Below are 23,751 nucleotides of genomic sequence, written 5' to 3'. Positions count from 1 at the left end.
GCGCCGGCCGCACGTGCCGACGGCGCCGTCGGCGGAAGTCCGGTCGGGCGTGGGGGTATACGGGCAACGCCCCCGCCGGATGTCCGGTGGGGGCGTTGGAGGAGGTGGGGGAGTGGCCGGGCTCAGGCGGCCGCCGCGCAGCTCGGGCAGACGCCGCGGTACGTCATCTCCACGCCGGAGATCATGAAGCCGAAGCGCTCGCCGGCCGGCAGGTCCGCCAGTGGATCGCCCGACGGGTGTACGTCACGGATGGCGCCGCACCGCGCGCACACCAGGTGGTGGTGGGGGCGGTGGGCGTTCGGGTCGTAGCGCTTGGCGCGGCGGTCGGTGGAGACCTCAATGACCTCGCCGAGGGTCACCATCTCGCCCAGCGTGTTGTAGACGGTGGCGCGGGAGATCTCGGGCAGCTTGGCGACGGCCCGGGCGTGGACCTCGTCGGCCGTCAGGTGCACATGGTCCCCGTCGAGGACCTCGGCCACGACGCGCCGTTGTGCGGTCATGCGCCAGCCGCGTCCACGGAGTCGTTCCAGCAGGTCACTCATGAGGACAAGCCTAACAGTGGTGGGGGTCAGGTCCCGAACAGGTGTGACTTTGGAAGCTGCCTTGACTTGGACTAAGTCCATTGTAGGATCGGTTACGGCATTGGCCAGGGACAGGCTGCGCACGCCATGACGGCACTACGGCATGACGAATGTGCAGGAACGACGCAGGAGGCGCACGTGACACAGGGACCGCTCACCACGGAGGCCGGAGCCCCGGTGGCCGACAACCAGAACAGTCAGACGGCGGGCGTCGGCGGTCCCGTGCTGGTGCAGGACCAGCTGCTGATGGAGAAGCTGGCGCACTTCAACCGGGAGCGCATCCCGGAGCGCGTCGTGCACGCCCGCGGCGCCGGTGCGTACGGCACCTTCACGCTGACCCGTGACGTCTCGCAGTGGACCCGGGCGAGGTTCCTCTCCGAGGTCGGCAAGCAGACCGAGACGTTCCTGCGCTTCTCCACCGTCGCGGGCAACCTCGGCTCCGCCGACGCCGTGCGTGACCCGCGCGGCTTCGCGCTGAAGTTCTACACCGAGGACGGCAACTACGACCTCGTCGGCAACAACACCCCGGTGTTCTTCATCAAGGACGCCATCAAGTTCCCCGACTTCATCCACACCCAGAAGCGCGACCCCTACACCGGCTCGCAGGAGGCGGACAACGTCTGGGACTTCTGGGGTCTGTCGCCCGAGTCCACCCACCAGGTGACCTGGCTCTTCGGCGACCGCGGCATCCCGGCCACGCTGCGCCACATGAACGGGTACGGCTCGCACACCTACCAGTGGAACAACGAGGCCGGCGAGGTCTTCTGGGTCAAGTACCACTTCAAGACAGACCAGGGCATCAGGAACCTCACCACCGACGAGGCCAACCAGGTCTCCGGCATGGACCCGGACAGCCACCAGCGTGATCTGCGCGAGGCCATCGAGCGGGGCGAGTTCCCGTCCTGGACCGTGCAGGTCCAGATCATGCCGGCGGCCGACGCGGCGACGTACCGCTTCAACCCGTTCGACCTCACCAAGGTGTGGCCGCACGCCGACTACCCGCCGGTCGAGATCGGCAAGCTGGAGCTGAACCGGAACCCGGAGAACATCTTCGCCGAGACCGAGCAGTCGGTCTTCAGCCCAGCGCACTTCGTGCCCGGCATCGGCCCGTCCCCGGACAAGATGCTCCAGGGCCGTCTCTTCGCTTACGGCGACGCGCACCGCTACCGCGTCGGCATCAACGCCGACCACCTGCCGGTCAACCGCCCGCACGCCGCCGAGGCCCGGACCCACAGCCGCGACGGCCACCTGTACGACGGCCGCCACGGGGGTGCGAAGAACTACGAGCCGAACAGCTTCGGCGGTCCGGTCCAGACCGACCGCCCGTTGTGGGAGCCCACCCAGGTCAGCGGCGGCACCGGCACCCACGAGGCTCCCGCCCACGCCGAGGACAACGACTTCGTGCAGGCCGGGAACCTCTACCGGCTCTACTCCGAGGACGAGAAGAGCCGTCTGATCGACAACCTCGCCGGGTTCATCGCGAAGGTCTCGCGCGACGACATCGCCGAGCGCGCGATCGACAACTTCCGCCGGGCCGACGGGGACTTCGGCAAGCGGCTGGAAGCGGCCGTCCAGGCTCTGCGCGGCTGAGGCCTCGACCGGACACACCCGCGGGGCGGGGCGGCGGATCATCCGCCGCCCCGCCCCGCGTTCCGAATGCCCCGCTTACAGGGTGAGCCGGTGCACACCTCCCTGCACCGTGCCGACGTACAGCCGGTGGCCGTCCGTGGCGAGACTCGTGGCGTCCAGGTTCTGCAGACCCGTGGAGATGTTCTGCCAGCTCCGGCCGCCGTCGGTCGACCGCAGCACGCCCCGGCCCCCGCGCGGCAGGGCCGTCTCCCAGATGTTCGTCGTCGAGGCGTAGAGGGTGTGGCCGACCTTCAGCAGGTCGCTCACCCGCAGCGGCAGCCGGCCCGTGTCGGCGGTGCGGAACGTCCGGCCGCCGTTGTCGGAGATCCGGATCGAGTCACCGCCGATCAGCAGCTGCGAGCCGGTGCGCTCGATGGTGTCGACGCGGCCGTCCGCCACCTTGCTCCGCGTGGCGCCGCCGTCGTCCGAGCGGTAGAGCCCGTCGGGCGTGCCCAGCAGCAGCTTCTCCGGGTTCCGGGGGTCACCGGATACGGCGGTGAAGTACGTGTCGTGGCGCAGGTTCTTCCACGTCGCGCCGCCGTCCTCGGTACGGAACAGGCCGCTGCTCAGCTGGTTGCCGTACCCGACGTAGATCCGGTCGGGGTCGGCCGGGTGCACGGCGAGGGAGAACACCTGGCCCGCGCCGTGGCCCTTCTGCTCCCAGGTGGCGCCCCGGTCGCCGCTCCGCTCGACGGAGAATCCGCCGAACGCGTCGGCCTGGGTGCGCCACAGGACCCTGGAGTCCTGCGGTGAGACGACGAGCTGCGACGTACCGCTGCCGATGGTCCCCTCGCCGCCCGTCGTGCCCCAGTCGGGGTTCGCCGCCGGGACGGTGGTGCGCTGGGTGCCGATGTCGTCGGCCGCCAGCAGGACGTCACCGCTGACCACGACGTCGTTGACGGTGCCGCCCTGGATGCCGATGCGGCGGTAGTCCTCGCCCTGCGCCGTGCCCCGGTAGATGCCGTTGCTGCTTTCGGACAGCGTCAGCGAGCCGTCGCTCCAGCGGTCGATGTCGGTCACGACGGAGGCGTCGCTCACTCCGGGCAGGAGCGTCCAGTTCCGGCCGTGGTCACGGCCGGCCTGCACGCCGTCCCCCGTGCCGAGGTAGAGATCCCCGCCGGTGGCGGTGAGTCCGCTCGCGCCGTGACCCGGGTCGATGAGCGTCGACCAGTTCGCGCCGCCGTCGTGCGAGCCGACGACGCCGGTGCCGATCACGTACGCCGCCACCACACCGCTGTCCGCGGCGATCTGGACGGTCGGGCCGCCCTTCGAGTCGTACACCTGCCGTGCCTCGCCGAGGACGCCCGAGGCGACCCCGGACCTGGCCCACACGGCGTCGCCGGTGGCGAAGTACAGCGTGTCGCCGCCGATCGCCGCGTCGTAGACCGTGCCCGGTACGCCGGCCGGTCCGGCCGACCAGTGGTCGCCGCCGTCCGTGCTGATCTGCAGCCCGCCCTCGGTGACCGCGATCAGGGTGCGGGTGCGCTCGTCGGAGACGAGCTGCGAGATCACCGAGTCGGGGGTGTCCAGGGTCTGCCAGGTGCGCCCCGCGTCCTCGGTGCGCAGGATCGAGGACGTACGCGGGAAGTTGCTCGCGCTGTTGACCGTGTACCACCAGCGGTCGGCGTTCTTCGCGTCGATGACCAGGCTGCCCGTGTCGACCTGGTCGGTGACCGGGAGCCGGTCGAGCTGACGCCAGGTGTCACCGTCGTCGGTGACCCAGGGACCGACCTTGCCGCCCTGGGTGAGCGCGGCCCGGCCCGGACGGTTCGCGGCGACGGTGATCTGCCCGCTCGCGTCGTACGGACCGACCGGCGTCCAGCGGCTGTGCCGGCTGTCGGCCGGTGTCACCTCGAATCCGTCGCTGCCGCGCAGGGTCTGCCCGGTCGTGGTCCTGGCGCGGACGGACACCAGATGGGTGCCCTCGACCGCACCGGTCACCCGGGCCTCGTAGACATTGCCGGAGCGCAGCGTCGCCCGGATGTCCCGGCTGCGGCCGTGCGGCGGCCTCACCGTCACGACGGGGGCCTCGGTGAGCGGGGCCGGGGTGAAGATCGCGATGCCGGACTCGCCGTCGCTCGGATCGGGGCCCGCCTGGACGAACAGCTGCCGTACGACGAGGAGGTAGGGCACCCGCAGGGCCCTGCCGCCGGACGGGGTGAGGGTCACCTCGCCGCTGATCTCGGCCTCGCCCCCGGGCCGGTCCGCCCGCACGGTCACCGTCGCGGTGGCGCTGCCGCCGGCCGGGACCCGCAGGGTGCGCGGCGAGACGGCCGCGTCGCCGCTCACCCCCAGACGTACCGAACGTGCCTTGTCCGAGGCGTTGTTCACCGTCAGTTTCCGGGTCCCGCCGACGGTGGAGCCCGCCGTATCGGCGAGGCCGTACGACAGCGAGCTCGGCGTGGTGGTGATCCCGGCATCGGCCGCGTCGGCCGCTGCCGGGATGTCGAGCCGGCCCGAGCCGTAGCTCGTCGGCTCGCTGTCCGCCACCTTCTTCGACGCGCCGGTCAGACCGGAACGGACCTGGTCCGGGGTCTGTTCGGGGTGGAGCTGGCGGATCAGGGCCGCGGCGCCCGCGACGTGCGGGGCGGCCATCGACGTACCGGACATCCGGTAGTAGCCGGGCGCGTACACCGACTTCGGGACCGTGGACAGGATGTCGTAGCCGGGTGCGACCAGGTCGGGCTTGAGGTTCCAGCGCAGGTCGGGGCCGCGCGAGGAGAACGACGGGATCCGGTCCGTCACGTCCTCACCGGTGAGGGTGATCTCGACCTTCCCCGCGCCGAGCCGCGCCGACAGTTCCTCGTACTGGGTGGAGTCGATGCCGAGCATGACGACCGAGTCCATCCGCATCGAGTCGCCGGAGTCCTTGACGCCGGCGCTGTCCGCCGGGAGCCGCAGCGGGTCGCCGCCGATGCCCGCGTCCGCGGACCGGCCGCCGGGCACGGAGAAGACCGGGCCGCCGCCCGAGCCCCCGCCGATGAGCGCCACGGCGCCCCGCCGTTCGGCCTCGCGGGCCTGCTCGATCTCCCACGTGGTGACGTCCTGCGTCTGCTCGGACACCGGCACTTCGAGGCGCACGGCCTTGCCCGTGACGTCGCCGGCCCGCTCCCAGTCCTCCGGGGCGCCCTGGCCGACGTCGACCAGCTGGGTGGTCAGCGGCTTCGCCGGCGGGTTGGCGGACAGGACTCCGCGGTAGGTCTGGATCTTCTCGCCGTCGCGGTAGGTGGCGCCCGGCAGGCGCAGCCCGCTGACGGAGGCGCCGACCGCGATCACCCCGTCCGCCGCCGCGGGCGATCCGACGGTGCCCGCGCCGGGGCCCTCGTTCCCGGCGGCGGCGACGACCACGACTCCGGCCCGGGTGGCGGCCGTCGCCGCCAGGCCGAGCGGGTCGCTGCCGTCGCCGTATCCGCCGATGCTGAGGTTGATCACATCGGCGCGGTGCGGGTTGGCCGGGTCGATCGCGGCCTCGATCCCGGCAACGATGTCAGAGGTGGTGCCTTCGCCGTTGGCGTTCATCACCTTGTACGCGGTGAGCTCGGCCCCGGGGGCGACGCCGGTGACGCCGCCCTTCGCGGCGGCCCTGCCGGCGATGATCCCGGCGACGTGCGTCCCGTGGCCGTTGTCGTCCATCGGGTCGTCGTCGCCGTTGACGAAGTCGTGCCCGGCGACCACCTTGTGGCCCTCGCCGAAGCCTCCGCCCAGGTCAGGGTGGCTGTAGTCGACGCCGCTGTCGAGCACGGCGACGGTCACGCCGGCGCCGTCGGCCGCCGCACCCGACGGGTCCTCGCGCTTCCAGACCTCCGGAGCGCCGATGAGCGGCACGCTGTCGCTGGTATACATCCTGATCTTGGCGTCCGGCTGCACGGACACCACCCCGGGCAGCGTCCGCAGCGCCTGCACCTCGGAGGCCTTGACCGTCACGGCCACCGCGTTGACCAGCAGGTTCAGCTTGCGGGGCGAGGTGGGGCGCAGACCGGCGCTCTTCGCCCGGTCGAGGAACGTCTGCTGCCGGCCGGCCACGGCCCGGCGTGCCGAGGCGATGTCCGCCGTGCCGGCCGAGCGGAGCCGGCTGCCGCCCGAGGCGGCCGCGTCGCCCTCCAGGGTCACGATCACCCGTTGCGCGGGGTCGTCCGCGGGGGTTGCGGTCGCGGACGGGGGCGCCGCGGCGAGCAGTCCGCCGAGTGCGGCGGACAGGGCGATGCCGGTGGTCAGCGCGCGCCGGTGGGCCCGGCCGGATCTTCGGACGGAGCGGGGTGAACGAGGGACGCGTGGGATTGCCATGACAGATGCCTAATCGCCGAGGCATGTCCGGGACAACGATTTGGGCTGGCCCATTGCTGTCACTGGCACACACGGGCCATGATCCGCCGCATGTCGCATCTCACCGCAGCCGGTATCGACCCGTTCGACGAAAGTGTCTACCGGGCCATCCTCGTCCGGCACACCGCCGGCCCCGCGGACATCGCGGCCGACCTGGGCTCCACGCCCGAGCGCACCGGCAGGGCACTCGACAGGCTGCGGGAGAACGGCCTGGTCGGACGCCTTTCCGGGGCCCGCCGCCGCTATGCGGCGATCGAACCGAGCGGGGCGGTCGACGCCCTCGTACGGGCCCGGACCGCCGAGCTCGACGGGGTGCGCGCGGCGGCCGGCGAGCTGTCCAGGCTCTTCGCCACGGCCCGGCAGGGCAGCTCGGAACAGGTCGAAGTGATCGACGGCAGCGAGGCGTTGGGCCGGTGGTTCGTACGGTTGCAGCAGGAGGCGCGCGCCGAGGTCATCACGCTCGACCGTCCGCCGTACGCCCTCACCACGTCCAATCCGGTGGAGTCCGCGGCCCTTTCGCGAGGGGTGCGCTATCGCGCGGTGTACGCCCCCGAGGCCCTGGAGTGGCCCGGTGTGCTCGACGACATCCGCGAACTCGTCCGCCACGGAGAGCATGCCCGCGTCCTGCCCGGGCTGCGGATCAAGCTCGCGATAGCCGACCGCAGGCTGGCCCTGATGCCGCTCACCCTGGACTTCACCACGAGCGTGCGCGCCGCCGTCATCCGTCCCTCGGCCCTGCTCGACGGGCTGATCGACTACTGGGAACTGTGCTGGCGCACCGCCACCCCGCTGGACGCCCCGGCCGACGACCCGCTCGGCGCGGAGGACCGGCAGATGCTGACGTTGCTGGTCAGCGGCCTGAAGGATGAGGCGATCGCCCGTCAGCTGGGCTGGTCGGTGCGGACGATGCGACGCCGGATCAGCAGGCTCCACGAGCAGTTGGGGGCGGCGAACCGCTTCCAGGCGGGGGTCATCGCGGCGCGGCGGGGCTGGATCGAGGGCCCCGCGGGCATCGGGGCGGACGGCGACGCCGGCCTCTGACACTGCCCGAAGACGGGCAAAGGTGTGGGTTCTTGGAGCTTTCGTGGTCCCAATTCCACGATTGTGACCGCGAATTAACAATCACCCCTGGCGCTTTCGGTATACCGGACCGAATACTGCGGGGCGGTCCGAGGGATGTCCTCCCTCTCCATATGTGAACGGACTGCACCAGGAGGCATGTTGAACACCAACGCACCGAGATCGGGCGTAGCGGTCATCGCCGCCGCGGCCGTCTTCGGCCTGACGGCGGGGATGATCTCCTCGCCGGCCGTGGCCGCGCCGCAGCCACGGCAGACCGGGCGGCAGTCCCTGCCGGCCGGGGACGCGGCAGCCGCCGCCGAGCACTGGGTCACCCTCGTGACGGGTGACCGGGTGGCCGTCGACGCCAAGGGGCAGCCGGTCGTCCTCGACCGGGCGCCCGGACGTGAGCGCATACCCGTCGAGGTCCGCCGCACCGGTGACCACACCCTGGTGGTGCCCGCGGACGCGGACCGCCTGATCACCCAGGGGGTTCTGGACCAGCGGCTGTTCGACGTCACGGAGCTGGGCGGCTCGGCCTACCGGAGCGCGGCGGGGCTCAAGCTCGTCGTCGGCTACGACGGCGCGGCGAAGACCTCCGGCTCCTCCGCGGCCGGTGCCAGGTCGGCGCTCCGCTCGGCCGACGGCGCGAAGGTCACCCGGACCTTCCCCCGGCTGAACGCGGAGGCCGTGACCGCACCGAAGGAGGGCGCCGCCGACGTGTGGCACGCGCTCACCGCACCGGACGCGCGCGCCGCGGCTCCCGGGGTGCGCAAGGTGTGGCTGGACGCACCGGTCAAGGCCGCGCTCGATGTGAGCGTGCCGCAGATCGGCGCACCGGACGCCTGGAAGGCGGGCTTCGACGGCACCGGCGTCAAGGTCGCCGTCCTGGACACCGGCGTCGACGAGACCCACCCCGATCTCGCAGGTCAGCAGCTTGCGGAGAAGAACTTCACCACCGACCCGACCGCCGTGGACGGACACGGGCACGGCACGCACGTCGCCTCGACGGTCGCCGGTACCGGAGCGAAGTCGGGCGGGAAGTACAAGGGCGTCGCCCCGGGCGCGCGCATCCTGGACGGCAAGGTCCTCAGCGCCTCCGGCAGCGGTGACACGTCCTGGATCCTAGCCGGCATGGAGTGGGCGGTCGCGCAGGGCGCCGACATCGTCTCCATGAGCCTGGGCGCCACCGACACCCCGGGCACCGACCCCCTCGAAGAGGCCGTCGACCGCCTCTCCGCCGACGGCGGACCGCTCTTCGTGGTCGCCGCAGGCAACGCCGGCCCGTCCGCCAACGGCACCATCGGCAGCCCGGGCAGCGCGGACGCGGCCCTGACCGTCGGAGCCGTCGACAAGCAGGACGGCATCGCGAGCTTCTCCAGCACCGGTCCCCGGCTCGGCGACGGCGGCATCAAGCCGGACGTCACCGCGCCCGGAGTCGACATCGCCGCGGCCCAGGCGGCCGGCACCCACATGGGCACTCCGGTCACCGACGGTTATGTATCCGCCAGCGGTACGTCCATGGCGACCCCGCATGTGTCCGGTGCCGCCGCCCTGCTGAAGCAGCAGCACCCCGACTGGTCGGGACAGCGGCTCAAGCAGCTGCTCTCCTCGGCCACGAAGCCGGGCGAATACACGTCCTACCAGCAGGGTTCGGGACGCATCGACCTGACGCAGGCCATCGTCCAGACGGTTGTCTCGGAGACCGGCAGTCTCAACTTCGGCAAGCAGGCCTGGCCGCACGAGGACGACGCCCCCGTCACCAAGTCCGTCACGTACCGTAACAACGGCACGGAGCCCGTCACCTTCGATCTGTCCCTGACGGCCACCGCCCCCGGTGGCCAGGCGGCGCCCGAGGGCATGTTCGCCGTGTCGCCGAAGCAGCTCACCGTCCCCGCGGGCGGGACCGCCGAGGCGGCCGTCACGGCCGACACCCGGACCGGTGGCACGGTCAACGGTGCCTACAGTGCCCGGATCACCGCGACCGGCGGCGGCCAGATCGTGCGGACCGCGGCGGTCGTGAACCGCGGCGACGAGGCGTACAAGGTCACGTTCGAGTACATCGGCCGGGACGGAAAGCCGGCGCAGCACTTCAACGGCAGCCTCACCGGCACCTCGGACACCGTCGTCGGCAACACCTTCAGTCTCGCCGAGGGTTCCAGCACGACCGTCGAGGTCCGCAAGGGCACTTACTTCGGCACCCACGCCCTCTATCCGACCGGCACAGGCGAGGACTTCACCGGGATGGACTGGATGGTGCAGCCCGCCCTCACCGTCGACCACGACATGACGGTCACGATCGATGCGCGTACGGCGAAGCCCGTCGACATCACCGTGCCTGACCGCGGCGCCGAACCGCTGCTCGCCCGGACCGGCGTGGAGCTGGAGTGGCTGCTGCCGATCGCCCGCTTCGCCCTCACCAACTCCTACCAGGACATCCGGACCGCGCAGGTGGGGCCGGACCCGAAGGAGGAGCTGCTCCACGAGTTCATGGGGACCTGGAAGAAGAAGTCCGACGGCACCGAGTACAACGTCGCCTACGGCGGCAAGGGTGTGCCCGTCGGCTTCGAACGGCACCTGGGCAGTAAGGACTTCGCCACCACCGACGTCCGGCTCGGCTCCCCGCTGCCCGGCCGCCAGGGCAACCTGATGCTCACGCCGAACACCGGCACCGGGGTCGGCACGTCGTTCGCCGTCGTCAACCCGCTCCCCGCCGCGTACCGGATGTACCTCAACACCGACGCCGAGCTGACCTGGGATCTCTCGTCGCGGCAGATCGACGCGGACGGTCAGCTGGAGGTGCAGCAGCGCGACACGGGGCGCACGTTCACCCGGGGCCGCAGCTACCGGCTCGACTACAACATCGGGGTCTTCGGCCCGCGGGTGAACGGTGTCACGGCAGGCGTGCAGCGCTCGGGCGACGCCATCACCGCGGCGTTCCCGATGTTCGCCGACGGTGCCGGTCACACCGGCGCCACGGTGTGGGACGCCGAGGCGACGAAGACCGCGCTCTACCGTGACGGAGAACCGGTCGGGACCAGCACGGCGCCGCCCACCGGCGTCCGCTTCACGGTTCCGCCGGGGAAGGCCGCGTACCGGCTGACCACTTCGGCGGTCCCGGCGAAGCCTGCCGCGGTCTCCACCCGGATCGACGCCGCGTGGACCTTCACCTCGGACACCGCCGCCTCGCCGACGATGCTGCCGGTGTCGACGGTCCGCTTCACCCCGCAGCTCGGTCTCGACTCCACCGCCCGGGCCGGCCGGCCGCAGCTCGTGCCGGTCACGGTGGAAGGTGCCGCGGCCGGCAACACGAAGTCGCTGAAGGTCTCCGCCTCGTTCGACGGCGGGACCACCTGGCACAGGGCCGTGGTGCTGCACGGGACCGCGCTGCTGCTCACCCCGGCGGCGGGCGCCACGGTCTCGCTCCGGGCCGAGGTCACCGACCGGCAGGGCAACACGCTCACCCAGACGGTCATCGACGCCTACCGGGCGAAGTAGCACCGGCTGACCGGCCGGCTCCCGTGTGCGCGGGGCCGGCCGGTCACACGTCCGGACTCAGCCGACCAGCTCCACCGGTTGACGGCGGGCCGGCGTCCAGCAGCGGATGATGTCGCGCACCGACACGATGCCGACCGGCCCGTCGTCGTCCAGCACGATCAGATGCCGGAACCCGCCGTGGGTCATGGCCTCGGCGGCCTCCTCCAGGGTCCAGGTGGGTGCCGCGAAGACCACATCGGTGGTGGTGTGGGTGGAGGCGGTCTCCGTGTCGGGGTTCTGGCCCGATCCGACCGCGTTGAGGATGTCGCGCTCGGTGATGATGCCGAGCCCGCAGGTGTCCGGGTCGTGGACGACGGCTGCTCCGATACGGCGTGCCGACATCAGCCGGGCGGCCTGGCGGAGGGTGTGGGCCGGGCCGATGGTGAGGACCATCGTGCTCATGGCGTCTCGGACGAGCATGAAGGGAGCCACCTCCTTCGTGAAGCGGCTCGTGAGCCGATTCACAAGTTCACAAGCGGGGGGACTCTCAGAGTCGCACCGATGTGGGACGGCAACAAGGGGGAGCGAAGATCATTCGAGGGGCGTGCGGTGGTGCGGCACGCCCCTCGGTTGTCCTATATGCCTGATCAGGGCCGGGAACCCCGGCCCTGCCGGGTCAGTAGCGCTGGTTCAGATAACCCAGCAGTTCGTCGTGGAGCGTTCCGTTCGAGGCCGCGGCATTGCCGCCGCCGGGGCCGTCGACCCCGTCCAGGCCGGTGAACCGGCCGCCCGCCTCCTGCACGATGATCGCGTTCGCCGCCATGTCCCAGAGCGAGAGCTCCGGCTCGGCACAGATGTCGACCGAACCCTCGGCGACCATCATGTACGGCCAGAAGTCCCCGTACCCGCGGGTGCGCCAGCAGGCCCGGGTCAGGTCCATGAATCCGTCGAGCCGGCCCTGCTCCTCCCAGCCGGAGAGCGAGGCGTACGCGAACGAGGCGTCCGTGATCCGCTCCACCTTCGAGACGTGCAGCCGGCTCGCGGAGGTGAGGCTGCGGCCGGAGAACGCGCCCGCCCCCTTCGCGGCCCACCAGCGCCGGTTCAGCGCGGGCGCGGACACCAGGCCGACCACCGGCTGGAAGCCGTCCTCGCCCGCCTCCATCAGCGAGATGAGCGTCGCCCAGACCGGCACGCCGCGCACGTAGTTCTTGGTGCCGTCGATCGGGTCGATCACCCAGCGTCGCGGTCCCGTCCCCTCGATCCCGAACTCCTCGCCCAGGATCGCGTCGCGCGGCCGCGCCCGGTGCAGGTGGCCCCGGATGAGTTCCTCGGCGGCCTTGTCGGCCTCGGTCACGGGTGTCATGTCCGGCTTGGTCTCGACCTTGAGGTCCAGGGCTTTGAACCGGTCCATCGTGGTCGCGTCGGCGGCGTCCGCCAGCACGTGGGCAAGGCGCAGATCATCGTGGTAGTCGGGCATGCCGTCACAGTATCCACCGCGGATGTGCGGAGCCACAGGGCCCCGGTGCCTGCCCGGACCCTTGACAGTCCGGGGGAGCGCCTCAACTCTGAAACGCAGGCCCTGGGGCGTGGGAGGCGACGATGCCGACAGCGCGGGACGCACTGCTGGACGCCGCACACGCGGCGCTGACCGTCCGGCCCTGGCAGGCCGTGCGCATGGTCGACGTGGCCGCGGCCGCCGGGGTGTCCCGGCAGACCCTCTACAACGAGTTCGGCAGCAAGGACGGACTGGCCCGGGCCCTGGTCCGGCGGGCCGCCGACCTCTATCTGGCCGGTGTCGAACGGGCCCTGGGGTCCGCCGGCGGCACGGGCGACCGACTGGCCGCCACCGCCGCCTGGACCGTCCGTTCCGTGCGGGCGAGCGCCCTGGTCAGGGGGTTGCTCACCGGCTGCTGGGGCGAGCGGTTACCCCGCCCCGGCCCCTCGGCGCGGCGTACCGCGTCCGTCGTGCCCGCGCAGCGCCGGGCCGATGCCGGGCCGCCGACCCCCGCCGAACTGCTCGGCCACGTCAGGGACCGCGCGGTGGCCGCCCTGGACGAGGGGCGCCCGCCGCACGACCCGGCGGCCCTGGCCGTGACCTGCGAACTCGCCCTGCGGCTCGCCCTTTCGTACGCACTGGTGCCCCCGCCCCCCGGGGCGGCGGGGGACGGGGTGCCACTGGTGCGGGACGTGGTGGAGCGGGCGGAGGGTGCGGCTACTTGAGCCAGCCGACCTTGGTGTAGTCCGTGTCGGCCAGGCCGAACGCGCCGTAGTTCGCCAGCCCCTTGCGGACCGCGATGATCTGCGGGCGCTGGTAGAGCTCGATGGAGTGGCCGAGCTTCCAGATCTCGACGTCCGCCTCGTTGTACAGCTTGACGGCCTCGGCGTGATCGGTGGTCCCGGCGGCCTTCTTCAGCAGTCCGTCGATCTTCGGCGAGCCGACCGAGCCGAAGTTCTGGAAGAGGTTCTTCCCCTTGGGGCTCGTGAAGACCGGGGTCAGCATCGTCTGGTACACGGCATCGACGTTGCGGAAGCTGACGATGTCGAAGTTGCCGGTGTTGACGAACTTGTTGAAGTAGTCGTTCGCGGGGACCTTCTTGATGCTCACCTTGATGCCGACCGCGCCGAGCATCTGCTGCACCAGCTCCGCCTGGTCCGTCGCGGCCGACGTGGAACCCGCGCTCAGCGTGTAGTCGACCGCGAGCTGCTTGCCGCCCTTGGTGCGCGGGCTGCCCTCGCCCCGGTCCTTCCAGCCCGCCGCGTCGAGCAGCTTCTTCGCCTTCTCGGGGTCGTACTTGTCGAACTCGCTGGAGTTGTCCTGGTACCCCTCCTGGTTCGGCATGAAGAAGTGGTTGTTCAGCGGCTTCAGTTCGAAGGAGAGGTCCTTGCTGAAGCTCTCGTTGACGCCCGCGCGGTTGATCGCCGCCTGGACGGCATGGCGCACCGCCACGTCCTTCAGCGGGCCGCGGCCGCCGTTGAGCGTGATGTGCACCTCGTCCCAGCGGGCGCCGCGCCTGATGTCGGTCCCGGTGTCCTTGACCAGGCGCTTGTAGTCCTCGGGCAGCAGCGCGGTCGCCGTGTCGGTCTCCTTGTTGAGGTAGGCCTCGGTCTCCGCCGCGGAGTCCAGGACGCGGTAGACGATCGTGTCCAGCTTCGGCCTGTTCCCCCACCACTTGGGGTCGGGCACGAGGGTGACGGTCTGCGCGGTCCTGTCGTACGTACCGACCTTGAAGGAACTGCCCGTGACCACGGCCTTCTGCGACCAGCCCTTGTTGAACTTCTCCGGGGTGTCGATGTACGAGGCCGGGTACAGCGGGTCGAAGAGGCGCTGCCAGTCGGCGTACGGCGAGGCGAAGGTGACCTTGACGCCGTGTGCGCCGGAACCCTTCTCGACCGTGGCGATCTGGTCGTAGCCCGAGGTGTCGACGGCCTCGAAGGCCTCGTCCGATCCGTTCAGCGCCTTCCACTGGGCCTTGAAGTCCTGCCAGCTCAGCGGCTTCCCGTCGGACCACCTGGCCTTCGGGTTGAGCGTGTACTCCACCACCTGGGGGCTGGTGGAGGTGACCTTCGCCGAGACGAGGAAGTCGGGGTTGGCGTGGATCGCGCCCTTGGCGTCGGAGTCGAACAGGTCCGGGAGCACGGCCCTGATGATGTCCTGGGCGTCGCCCTGCTGGCCGTCGACCTGGTTGATGTTGTACTGCGTGATCCACTGGTCGATCCCGAACCGCAGCGAGCCGCCCTGCTTCAGGTCGCTCACCGGGTGGACGTTGATGCTCTGTCCGTCGGCCTTGGGCGCCGTCTGCTTCTTGGCCGCCTTGCCGTCCCCGTCGGAGGAATCGCAGCCGCTCACCGCCAGGGTGGCCGACAGGGCTGCGGCGACGGCGATCACGGTGGTTCTGCGCATCGTTTTTCATTCCTCCGGTCGGGCGCGGCCCGATCGGGGCCGTTGGCTCCGCAGACCGTAAGTCGATCTACGCGCCTGGTGGGAGAGCGGCCGGGATGCGTTTATGGGTTCTTTGCATGTCCGCAACAATCGACCGTCAAGCTGGTCCCACACGACGACCACCTGCACCGATGGAGCCTGCCGCGGTGGCGATCCCTCGCCCGGCTCCTGGACGACCCAGCAAAGGACCCGCACCCGTGGCCGCTTTCCTGGCCAGGCGACTCGCCTACTACGCAGTCCTGTTGCTGGCCGCAGTCTGTCTCTCGTACCTGCTGGCCTCCCTGGCACTCGACCCGCGCGCGTACTACGAGGGGCGTCAGCCGCCCCTGTCGCCCGTGTCGGTCGACCACCACCTCACCGCGCTCGGGGTCAACGACCACGAGCCGCTGCTCTCCCGCTTCACGAGCTGGGCGGGGCAGGTGGCGCACGGGAATCCCGGGCAGACCATCGACGGGACTCCGGTGGGGGAGGAGTTCGGCCGCCGGATCGGGGTCAGCCTGCGGCTGCTGCTGCTCGGCACCGTCCTCGGGACCGTGACCGGCGTGCTGGCCGGCGCCTGGACGGCCGTCCGGCAGTACCGGCTCTCCGACCGGCTGACCACCGTCGCCTCCTTCGTCCTGCTGTCGACGCCCGTGTTCCTGCTGGCCGTTCTGCTGAAGATCGGGGCCATCTGGTTCAACCAGCGCACCGGCAGCGACGTCATCAAGTTCACCGGCGAGAAGAGCCCGGGAGTGGACTCCGGATTCTGGACCGTGCTCAAGGACCGGTCGGTGCACCTGCTGCTGCCGACCGTGTCCATCGCGCTCGGCACCATCGCGAGCTACAGCCGCTACCAGCGCTCCACCATGCTCGACGTCCTCGGCTCCGACTATCTGCGGACCGCCCAGGCCAAGGGACTCACCCGCAACGCCGCCCTGTTCAAGCACGGGCTGCGCACCGCGCTCATCCCCATGTCCACGTACTTCAGCTACGGCTTCCTCGCCCTGTTCACCGGCGCCACCTTCACCGAGACGATCTTCGGCTGGCACGGGATGGGCGAGTGGTTCGTCTCCTCCGTCGGCAAGAACGACGTCAACTCCGTCGTCGCCGTCAACGTGTTCGCCGCCGTGCTGGTCCTCCTGTCCGGCTTCCTCGCGGATGTTCTGCATGCCGCGCTCGATCCGCGCATCCGGAACGCCTGAACCCCCGCGCACGTCCCGAGGAGTACGACCGACATGACCGCAGTCATCGAGACCGCCGCCGACGCCGCCGCCGGGGGAGCCGAGCCGCCGCGCCCGGCCGGCCGGGCAGCCGTGGTGCTGCGCCGGTTCGTACACAACCGCGGGGCGCTCGCCGGAGGGGCGGTCCTGCTGCTGCTCTTCCTGCTCGCCTTCGCCGGACCGCTGATCAGCCACTGGGACTACAGCCACATCGACTACACCGCGCTGCGCGAGGGACCGGACGGCCGGCACTGGTGGGGGACCAACCGGATCGGCCAGGACGTCTTCGCCCAGACGGTCCGCGGACTGCAGAAATCGCTGCTGATCGGCCTGCTGGTGGCGCTGTTCTCGACCGTGCTGGCCTCCCTCGTCGGCGCCTGCGCGGGCTACTTCGGCGGCTGGACGGACCGGCTCCTGATGTTCGGCGTCGATCTCCTGCTCGTCTTCCCGGCCTTCCTGATCATCGCGATCATCTCGCCCAGGCTGCGCGGCGGCGGCTGGCTCGCCTTCGTCGGACTGCTCGCCGTCTTCGGCTGGATGATCACCGCACGGGTGGTGCGCTCCATGACGCTCTCGCTCAAGGAGCGCGAGTTCGTCCGGGCCGCCCGGTACATGGGGGTCGGCCCGTTCCGCGTCATCTGGCGCCACATCCTGCCGAACGTCGCCTCCTTCCTCATCATCGACGCCACCATCGCGGTGGGCGGAGCCGTGATGAGCGAGACCGCGCTCTCCTACTTCGGCTTCGGGGTACAGGCGCCCGATGTGTCGCTCGGCACCCTGATCGCCTCCACGACCGGCGGCGCGGTGACCTACCCGTGGATGTTCTTCTTCCCGGCCGGGCTGCTCATCGTCTTCGTCCTCGCCGTGAACCTGGCCGGTGACGGACTGCGCGACGCCCTCGACCCGACGGGCGGCCACGGCCGCACCAGCAAGAACACGGACAAGAAGGCGGAGGAGAAGGAGCGATGAGCAGCGGTGTACTGGAGGTGGCGGACCTCGCCGTCGACTTCGGCGGTGTACCCGCCGTGCGCGGTGTGGACTTCACCCTGCGCCGGGGCGAAGTGCTCGGCCTGGTCGGGGAGTCGGGCTCGGGCAAGTCGGCCACCGCGCTCGCGGTGATGGGCCTGCTGCCGGCCACCGCGCGCGTACGGGGATCGGTCCGGCTCGCGGGCGGCGGCGGGGACAGCGGCGCGACCGAGCTCGTCGGCGCCGGCGACCGCCTGCTGTCGTCCGTACGAGGCAGCCGCATCGGCATGGTCTTCCAGGACCCGCTCTCCGCCTTCACCCCGGTGTACCGGATCGGCGACCAGATCGCCGAGGCCATCCGCACGCACCGCGACGTCTCCCGCGAGCGCGCCCGCGCCGACGCCGTCGACCTGCTGGACCTCGTCGGCATCCCGGAACCCCGGACCCGGGCGCAGGCGTTCCCCCACGAGTTCTCCGGCGGCATGCGGCAGCGCGCCATGATCGCCATGGCCATCGCCAACGACCCGGACGTGATCGTCGCCGACGAGCCGACCACCGCCCTCGACGTCACCGTCCAGGCCCAGGTCCTCGACGTCCTGCGCACCGCCCAGCGCGAGACCGGCGCCGCGCTTCTGCTGGTCAGCCACGACCTCGGGGTGATCGCGGGCGTCGCCGACCGGGTCGCCGTGATGTACGCCGGCCGCATCGTGGAGACCGCGCCGGCGACGGAGCTGTTCCGGCGCCCCCGGATGCCGTACACCCTCGGGCTGATCGGCGCGGTGCCCCGGATCGACGGCCCGTCCGAGGTGCTCGTCCCGATCCCGGGCGCACCGCCCGCGGCGGGCCGGCTGCCGGGGGGCTGCCCCTTCGCCCCGCGCTGCCCGCTGGCCGAGGACCGCTGCACGACGGCGGAACCGCCGCTGACCGGGGGCGGAGCGGGCGACGGGCACCTCGCCGCCTGCGTGCGCGCCGACGAGATCGCGGACCGCGCGCCCTCCCCGGCCGAGGTCTTCCCCGTGCCCGCGATCCCGGCCCGCGGCCGGCCGCCCGGCGAACCGGTCCTGCGCGTCACCGGGCTCACCAAGACCTTCCCCGTCCTCAAGGGCACCGCGTTCAAACGGCGCGTCGGCAGCATCCACGCCGTCGACGGCGTCGACCTCGACATCCGGGCCGGGGAGACGCTCGCCCTGGTCGGCGAATCCGGCTCGGGGAAGTCCACCACCCTGTTCGAACTGCTCAACCTCGCCCGGCCCGAGGGCGGCGGGATCGAGCTGTTCGGCCGCTCGCTCGACGGCCTGACCCGACGCGACCGCAAGGCACTGCGCGGCCGCGTCCAGATCGTCTTCCAGGATCCGATGGCCAGCCTCGACCCGCGGATGCCGGTCGGGGACATCGTCGCCGAACCACTGCGCGCCCAGGGCGCCGACCGGGCCACCGTGGCCCGGCGGATTCCCGGGCTGCTCACCCAGGTGGGCCTCGAACCGGAGCACGCGGAACGCTTCCCGCACGAGTTCTCCGGCGGTCAGCGCCAGCGGATCGGGATCGCCCGCGCGCTCTCCGTCGAACCCGAACTGCTGGTGCTGGACGAGCCCGTGTCCGCGCTCGACGTGTCCGTGCAGGCCGGGGTGCTCAACCTGCTCCAGCGGCTCAAGGCCGAACTGGGGCTCGCCTACCTCTTCGTCTCGCACGACCTGTCGGTGGTGCGGCACATCGCGGACCGGGTGAGCGTCGTCTACCTCGGCCGCACGGTCGAGTCGGGCACCGCCGACGAGGTCTTCGAGCACCCGGAGCACCCGTACACCCGGGCGCTGCTGTCGGCCGTGCCGCTGCCCGACCCGGAGCGCGAGCGCCGGCGCACCAGGATTCTGCTGGCGGGCGATCCGCCCGGCCCGGGCGTGCGTCACGAGGGCTGCCGCTTCCGCTCGCGCTGCCCCGTCTACGCGGAGCTGTCCGGGCCGGAGCGCGGACGGTGCGAGAGGGAGGTGCCGGTCACGGACCGGACGCGGCACACGGCCGCGTGCCACTTCCCGCGGCGGGCCGTGACGGCATGAGCCCGCGGGACCGGACTCAGTGCGAGGAGCCGGAGAGCTGGAGCCCGATCACACCGAGGATCACCAGCGAGATGGAGACCAGCTTGAGCGTGGAGACCACGTCGTCGAGGAAGACCATGCCGTAGATCGCGGTGCCCGCCGCGCCGATGCCGGTCCACACGGCGTAGGCGGGCCCGACGTCGAGCTTCTTCAGCGACATGGTCAGCAGCCCGAAGCTGCCGAGCGCGAAGATGCAGAACGCGATGGTCGGCCAGAGCCGGGTGAAACCGTGCGAGAGCTTCAGACAGACGGCGAACCCGGTCTCCAGAAGTCCCGCGACCACGACCAGCAGCCACGCCATCGTCAGTGCCCCTCCCACATCGGTGACCGGACCGGCGACCGCATCGGTGACCGCCTCGTGCCGCTGGGTGTGATTCGTGATTATGCACTTACCGGTGACGAGTGATCGCAAACGTACCCGGATCAGTCGCCTTCGCGTCGCTCCCGCGTGGACAGCAGCCGGCGCAGCGAGTCCAGCCGTGCCGGATCGGCGTGCCCTGCCGCCACCCAGGCGTCCAGCGCACATTCCGGTTGCTGGCTGTCGTGGGTGCAGCCGCGCGGGCACTCCTCGGTCCCGGGCTGGAGGTCCGGGAAGGCGTTGATGACCCGTGAGGGATCGATGTGGTGCAGGCCGAAGGACCGGACGCCGGGGGTGTCGATCACCCAGCCGCGGTAGTCCGGCAGCGGCAGGGCCAGCGCCGACGTGGTGGTGTGCCGGCCCCGTCCGGTGACCGCGTTGACGATCCCGGTCGTCCGCCGCCTGTCCTTGGGCACGAGCGCGTTGACCAGCGTGGTCTTGCCGACACCGGAGTGGCCGACGAAGGCGGTGACCCGGTCGTGCAGCTGCTCGCGGACCCGCTCCGCCGCGTCACCGTTCTCCAGTTCCTCTCGGCTGGTGACGATGAAGGGCACCCCCAGGGGGGTGTACGCCTCCAGCAGCTTGTCCGGGGACGCCAGATCGGACTTGGTCAGCACCAGGAGGGGCGAGAGCCCGCCGTCGTACGCGGCGACCAGACAGCGGTCGATCATGCGCGGACGCGGTTCCGGATCGGCCAGTGCGGTGACGATCGCCAGCTGGTCGGCGTTGGCGACCACCACCCGCTCGAACGGGTCGTCGTCGTCCGCCGTCCGGCGCAGCACCGTCCGGCGCTCACCGATCCGGACGATCCGGGCGAGGGTGTCCTTCTCGCCGGACAGATCGCCGACGATGGAGACGGTGTCGCCCACCACCGCGGCCTTGCGGCCCAGCTCACGGGCCTTCATCGCGATGACCGTGCGGCCCTCGACGAGACAGGTGAGGCGGCCGCGGTCCACCGTGAGGACCATGCCCTCCTCGGCGTCCTCGTGCTTGGGCCGGATGTGGGTACGAGGCCGGTTGCCCTTGCGGTTGGGGCGGACCCGGATGTCGTCCTCGTCGGGGTTCTTGCCGTAGCGGCGCATGTCTCAGGCCCCGAGCATTCCGGTCCACATCTGCGGGAAGTCGGGCAGGGTCTTGGCGGTCGTCGCCACGTTCTCGATCTCCACTCCGGGGACGGCAAGGCCGATGATCGACCCCGCGGTGGCCATCCGGTGGTCGTCGTACGTATGGAAGGTACCGCCGTGCAGCGGCCGGGGCCGGATGTGGAGTCCGTCCGCGGTCTCCGTCACGTCGCCGCCCAGCTCGTTGATCTCCTTGGTGAGCGCCGCCAGCCGGTCCGTCTCGTGCAGCCGCAGATGGGCGACGCCGCTGAGGGTGGAGGGGGAGTCGGCCAGGGCCGCGACCGCCGCGATGCCCGGGGTCAGCTCGCCGACCTCGCCGAGGTCGACGTCGATGCCGTGGATGCGGCCCGATCCGGTGAACGTGAGCCCGTTCTCGGTGAGCTCGCAGCTGCCGCCCATCGCGGTGAAGATCTCGCGCAGCGCGTCACCGGGCTGCGTGGTGCGCAGCGGCCAGTCCGGGACGGTGACCCGGCCGCCGGTGACCAGTGCCGCGGCCAGGAACGGCTGGGCGTTGGACAGGTCGGGCTCCACCGTCAGATCACGGCCGAGCAGCGCCGAGGGGGAGACCCGCCAGACGTTCGGCTCGCCGCCCGTCTCCGGCTCGTCGACCTGGGCGCCGACGGCCCGCAGCATGTCGACGGTCATCCGGATGTGCGGCATGGAAGGGAGCCGGGCGCCGGTGTGACGCACCTCCACGCCCTGGTTGAAGCGGGGCGCCGACAGCAGCAGCGCCGAGACGAACTGGGACGACGAGGACGCGTCGATCGCCACCGGGCCGCCGTCCAGCGCACCGCCGCCGTGCACGGTCAGCGGCAGCGAACCGCGGCCGTCGTCGTCGATCCGGGCGCCGAGCACCCGCAGGGCGTCGATCACGCCGTTCAGCGGGCGCTCGTAGGAGCGGGGGTCGCCGTCGAAACGGACCGGGCCGTTCGCCAGGGCGGCCACCGGGGGCAGGAAGCGCATGACCGTACCGGCGTTGCCGACGTCGACGGTGACCGGGCCGTGCAGACCGGCCGGGATGATCCGCCAGGCCTCGCCCGAACCGTCCGGGCCGCCGGCGACGGACGAGCTGGAGGACACCGTCTCCTCGATGCCCACGCCCATCGCGCGCAGCGCCTCGGCCATCAGCAGGGTGTCGCGGGAGCGCAGCGGGCGGCGCAGCCAGCCGGGCTCCGACGAGAGCGCGGCCAGCACCAGCGCACGGTTGGTGACCGACTTCGATCCGGGCACGGTGACGGTCGCGTCGACGGCTCCGCTCGCGTGAGGGGCGGGCCAGAGGGCGGGGTGCACGGAACTTTCGGTCATGGAGCTCACTTTAGTGGCTCATCGCAAACCGGGATTTTGATCAAAAGCGACGAAATCGGTGCGTAATGTGAGCGTGGTAGGGGATGTCGGTCACCAGCCGAGCAGCCAGCGCCCGCCGCCGATCAGCGAGCAGAGCGACACCGCGTGGAACAGGAACAGCCACAGCGCCGCCGGCACGTCCGTCAGCCGGGCCAGCTGGTCCGCGTCCGAGTCCGGCGCACCGCCGTGCCGCCGCTTGGACTGCAGCTCGAACGCCGGCCGCACCCCGCCCAGCAGCAGGAACCAGACCGCGGTGTACGCGAACAGCGACTGCCAGGCCGCCGAGGCCAGCCACGACATCAGCAGGAAGAGCGAACCGGTGAGGATCACCGTCAGCGCCCCGTACACATTGCGGATCATCACCAGCATCACCGCGAGGAGCGCCGTGGCCAGCCACAGCAGCAGCGTGATCCGGCCGTTCACCAGCAGCCAGGCACCGCCCAGACCGAGCAGCGGCGGGGCGGTGTAGCCCGCCGCCGCGGTCAGGACCATGCCGATCCCGGTCGGCTTGCCGCGGCTCACCGTCAGCCCGCTGGTGTCCGAGTGCAGCCGGATGCCCGAGAGCTGCCGCCCGGTGAGCAGCGCGACCAGCCCGTGACCACCCTCGTGGGCGATGGTGATCGTGTTGCGGGAGAGCCGCCATATGAAGTTCGGTACGACGGCGATCAGCGCGGCCGTCGCGGTCACCACCACCAGCCACTGCTCCGGGGCGGGCTGAGTGCCGACGATGCGCTCCCACAGGTTGCCGAGATCGGTGCTGTCCATGGTGCGGGCGGCTCCTTGGGGTATTGGCGTCCGGTCGGGATGACGGTCGTGGCAGTCTGGCACTTATGTGCGGACGGTATGCAGCGAGTCGGCGGCCCGAGGACCTGACCGGACTCTTCCAGGTGGAGAAGTGGGAACCGGCCGAGACGCTGGAACCCGATTACAACGTGGCGCCGACCAAGGAGGTCTACGCCGTACTGGAGCGTCCGGTGAAAGACGCCGATGACCAGCGTCTGGTTCGCCAGCTCCGCGCCCTGAAGTGGGGGCTGGTCCCCTCCTGGGCCAAATCCCCGGAGGGCGGCGCCCGGATGATCAACGCCCGCGCCGAGACGATCCACGAGAAGCCGTCCTTCCGCCGCCCCTTCGTCTCCCGGCGCTGCATCCTGCCCGCCGACGGCTATTACGAGTGGGTGACCGGCACCGAGGAGCGGCAGCTGGAGGAGAAGGGGCGCAAGAAGCGGCCCCGCAAGCAGCCGTACTTCGTGACGCCCGCCGACGGATCGGTCTTCGCCATGGCCGGGCTCTACGAGTTCTGGCGCGACCGGACCCTGCCGGACGACCACCCCCAGGCCTGGTGGGTGACCTGCTCGGTGATCACCACCGAGGCGGAGACGAGCCCGCTGGCCGTCGCCCCCGCCGAGGGCCCGGCCGCCCTCGCCGACATCCACCCCCGGATGCCGCTGATGCTGACCCCGGACCGCTGGGACGACTGGCTGGACCCCTCCCGTACCGACGTGGCGGAGCTGCGGGGCCTGCTCACGCCCCCGCCCGGCGGTCTGATGCGCGCCTACCCGGTGGCCACCGCCGTCAGCAACGTCCGCAACAACGGCCCCGAGCTGCTGGACGAGCTGGCCGCGCCCGAGGTGAGCACCCTCTTCTAGGCACGCGCCGGACCCCGC

At 71.3% G+C, this 23,751-nt stretch carries 17 protein-coding genes; 8 read left to right on the top strand and 9 right to left on the bottom strand.

Annotation, left to right across the window (positions count from 1 at the left end; translation table 11 throughout):
- Positions 1 to 122: 122 nt before the first annotated feature.
- A complete protein-coding gene (locus OG521_13135) occupies positions 123 to 542 on the bottom strand; it encodes a transcriptional repressor (GenBank protein WUW21679.1) in 420 nt (139 codons plus the stop codon).
- 177 nt (positions 543 to 719) lie between these two features.
- Between OG521_13135 and OG521_13130 the strand changes: the two genes are divergently transcribed.
- Positions 720 to 2,171, top strand: coding sequence for a catalase (locus tag OG521_13130; protein ID WUW21678.1), 1,452 nt, complete (start codon positions 720 to 722; stop codon positions 2,169 to 2,171).
- Between the two features lie 75 nt (positions 2,172 to 2,246).
- On the opposite strand, the gene OG521_13125 is transcribed toward OG521_13130, so the two are convergent.
- Positions 2,247 to 6,494, bottom strand: coding sequence for a S8 family serine peptidase (locus tag OG521_13125; protein ID WUW21677.1), 4,248 nt, complete (start codon positions 6,492 to 6,494; stop codon positions 2,247 to 2,249).
- A gap of 90 nt (positions 6,495 to 6,584) precedes the next feature.
- On the opposite strand from OG521_13125, the gene OG521_13120 reads away from it, so the two are divergent.
- Entirely contained in the window at positions 6,585 to 7,574 is a 990-nt protein-coding gene (locus OG521_13120; protein WUW21676.1) for a LuxR C-terminal-related transcriptional regulator, read from the top strand.
- 177 nt (positions 7,575 to 7,751) lie between these two features.
- On the top strand, positions 7,752 to 11,090 hold the full coding sequence (locus tag OG521_13115) for a S8 family peptidase (protein WUW21675.1): 3,339 nt from the start codon (positions 7,752 to 7,754) through the stop codon (positions 11,088 to 11,090).
- Between the two features lie 57 nt (positions 11,091 to 11,147).
- Here OG521_13115 and OG521_13110 read toward each other — a convergent pair whose 3' ends face one another.
- The gene (locus OG521_13110) at positions 11,148 to 11,549 is read right to left on the bottom strand and encodes a CBS domain-containing protein (protein ID WUW21674.1); all 402 of its coding nucleotides are present in this window, start codon (positions 11,547 to 11,549) and stop codon (positions 11,148 to 11,150) included.
- Positions 11,550 to 11,745: 196 nt separating this feature from the next.
- Positions 11,746 to 12,546 (bottom strand): histidinol-phosphatase, encoded by an 801-nt coding sequence (gene hisN, locus OG521_13105; protein ID WUW21673.1) that lies wholly within the window; start codon positions 12,544 to 12,546, stop codon positions 11,746 to 11,748.
- 122 nt (positions 12,547 to 12,668) lie between these two features.
- On the opposite strand from hisN, the gene OG521_13100 reads away from it, so the two are divergent.
- Positions 12,669 to 13,289 (top strand): TetR/AcrR family transcriptional regulator, encoded by a 621-nt coding sequence (locus OG521_13100; GenBank protein ID WUW21672.1) that lies wholly within the window; start codon positions 12,669 to 12,671, stop codon positions 13,287 to 13,289.
- Here the strand turns inward: OG521_13100 and OG521_13095 are convergent.
- Positions 13,282 to 14,970 (bottom strand): ABC transporter family substrate-binding protein, encoded by a 1,689-nt coding sequence (locus tag OG521_13095; GenBank protein WUW21671.1) that lies wholly within the window; start codon positions 14,968 to 14,970, stop codon positions 13,282 to 13,284. The genes OG521_13100 and OG521_13095 overlap by 8 nt on opposite strands.
- Before the next feature lie 236 nt (positions 14,971 to 15,206).
- On the opposite strand from OG521_13095, the gene OG521_13090 reads away from it, so the two are divergent.
- The 3 genes from OG521_13090 to OG521_13080 are packed head-to-tail and all read left to right on the top strand — an operon-like array spanning position 15,207 to position 19,225.
- Positions 15,207 to 16,190, top strand: a complete 984-nt coding sequence (locus tag OG521_13090; GenBank protein ID WUW21670.1) for an ABC transporter permease — start codon at positions 15,207 to 15,209, stop codon at positions 16,188 to 16,190.
- A gap of 33 nt (positions 16,191 to 16,223) precedes the next feature.
- On the top strand, positions 16,224 to 17,177 hold the full coding sequence (locus OG521_13085; protein ID WUW21669.1) for an ABC transporter permease: 954 nt from the start codon (positions 16,224 to 16,226) through the stop codon (positions 17,175 to 17,177).
- Positions 17,174 to 19,225, top strand: coding sequence for an ABC transporter ATP-binding protein (locus OG521_13080; GenBank protein ID WUW21668.1), 2,052 nt, complete (start codon positions 17,174 to 17,176; stop codon positions 19,223 to 19,225). The genes OG521_13085 and OG521_13080 overlap by 4 nt, the downstream gene beginning before the upstream one ends.
- A 16-nt stretch (positions 19,226 to 19,241) precedes the next feature.
- Here the strand turns inward: OG521_13080 and OG521_13075 are convergent, their stop codons facing one another.
- The 4 genes from OG521_13075 to OG521_13060 all read right to left on the bottom strand — a co-directional run bounded on the left by OG521_13075 (position 19,242) and on the right by OG521_13060 (position 22,852).
- Entirely contained in the window at positions 19,242 to 19,565 is a 324-nt protein-coding gene (locus OG521_13075) for a multidrug efflux SMR transporter (GenBank protein WUW26668.1), read from the bottom strand.
- A gap of 122 nt (positions 19,566 to 19,687) precedes the next feature.
- The gene (gene rsgA, locus OG521_13070) at positions 19,688 to 20,704 is read right to left on the bottom strand and encodes a ribosome small subunit-dependent GTPase A (protein WUW21667.1); all 1,017 of its coding nucleotides are present in this window, start codon (positions 20,702 to 20,704) and stop codon (positions 19,688 to 19,690) included.
- 3 nt (positions 20,705 to 20,707) lie between these two features.
- Complete coding sequence (gene aroA, locus OG521_13065; GenBank protein ID WUW21666.1) at positions 20,708 to 22,048, bottom strand: 3-phosphoshikimate 1-carboxyvinyltransferase; 1,341 nt, start codon at positions 22,046 to 22,048, stop codon at positions 20,708 to 20,710.
- 90 nt (positions 22,049 to 22,138) lie between these two features.
- Positions 22,139 to 22,852 carry a M50 family metallopeptidase gene (locus OG521_13060; protein WUW21665.1) on the bottom strand — a complete coding sequence of 238 codons (714 nt, stop codon included), beginning with the start codon at positions 22,850 to 22,852 and terminating at the stop codon, positions 22,139 to 22,141.
- Between the two features lie 65 nt (positions 22,853 to 22,917).
- On the opposite strand from OG521_13060, the gene OG521_13055 reads away from it, so the two are divergent.
- Entirely contained in the window at positions 22,918 to 23,733 is an 816-nt protein-coding gene (locus OG521_13055) for an SOS response-associated peptidase (protein ID WUW21664.1), read from the top strand.
- Positions 23,734 to 23,751 lie beyond the last annotated feature (18 nt).

Source organism: Streptomyces sp. NBC_01463 (assembly GCA_036227345.1).
GTDB lineage: Bacteria > Actinomycetota > Actinomycetes > Streptomycetales > Streptomycetaceae > Streptomyces.
This window is presented reverse-complemented; position numbering and strand designations above follow the sequence as displayed.

What these genes read in the sequence shown, in the direction of transcription:
- OG521_13135 (WUW21679.1), bottom strand. Translation starts at nt 542, where the DNA reads ATGAGTGACCTGCTGGAACGACTCCGTGGACGCGGCTGGCGCATGACC.
- OG521_13125 (WUW21677.1), bottom strand. Translation starts at nt 6,494, where the DNA reads ATGGCAATCCCACGCGTCCCTCGTTCACCCCGCTCCGTCCGAAGATCC.
- OG521_13120 (WUW21676.1), top strand. Translation starts at nt 6,585, where the DNA reads ATGTCGCATCTCACCGCAGCCGGTATCGACCCGTTCGACGAAAGTGTC.
- OG521_13115 (WUW21675.1), top strand. Translation starts at nt 7,752, where the DNA reads ATGTTGAACACCAACGCACCGAGATCGGGCGTAGCGGTCATCGCCGCC.
- OG521_13110 (WUW21674.1), bottom strand. Translation starts at nt 11,549, where the DNA reads ATGCTCGTCCGAGACGCCATGAGCACGATGGTCCTCACCATCGGCCCG.
- hisN (WUW21673.1), bottom strand. Translation starts at nt 12,546, where the DNA reads ATGCCCGACTACCACGATGATCTGCGCCTTGCCCACGTGCTGGCGGAC.
- OG521_13100 (WUW21672.1), top strand. Translation starts at nt 12,669, where the DNA reads ATGCCGACAGCGCGGGACGCACTGCTGGACGCCGCACACGCGGCGCTG.
- OG521_13095 (WUW21671.1), bottom strand. Translation starts at nt 14,970, where the DNA reads ATGCGCAGAACCACCGTGATCGCCGTCGCCGCAGCCCTGTCGGCCACC.
- OG521_13085 (WUW21669.1), top strand. Translation starts at nt 16,224, where the DNA reads ATGACCGCAGTCATCGAGACCGCCGCCGACGCCGCCGCCGGGGGAGCC.
- OG521_13080 (WUW21668.1), top strand. Translation starts at nt 17,174, where the DNA reads ATGAGCAGCGGTGTACTGGAGGTGGCGGACCTCGCCGTCGACTTCGGC.
- OG521_13075 (WUW26668.1), bottom strand. Translation starts at nt 19,565, where the DNA reads ATGGCGTGGCTGCTGGTCGTGGTCGCGGGACTTCTGGAGACCGGGTTC.
- rsgA (WUW21667.1), bottom strand. Translation starts at nt 20,704, where the DNA reads ATGCGCCGCTACGGCAAGAACCCCGACGAGGACGACATCCGGGTCCGC.
- aroA (WUW21666.1), bottom strand. Translation starts at nt 22,048, where the DNA reads ATGACCGAAAGTTCCGTGCACCCCGCCCTCTGGCCCGCCCCTCACGCG.
- OG521_13060 (WUW21665.1), bottom strand. Translation starts at nt 22,852, where the DNA reads ATGGACAGCACCGATCTCGGCAACCTGTGGGAGCGCATCGTCGGCACT.
- OG521_13055 (WUW21664.1), top strand. Translation starts at nt 22,918, where the DNA reads ATGTGCGGACGGTATGCAGCGAGTCGGCGGCCCGAGGACCTGACCGGA.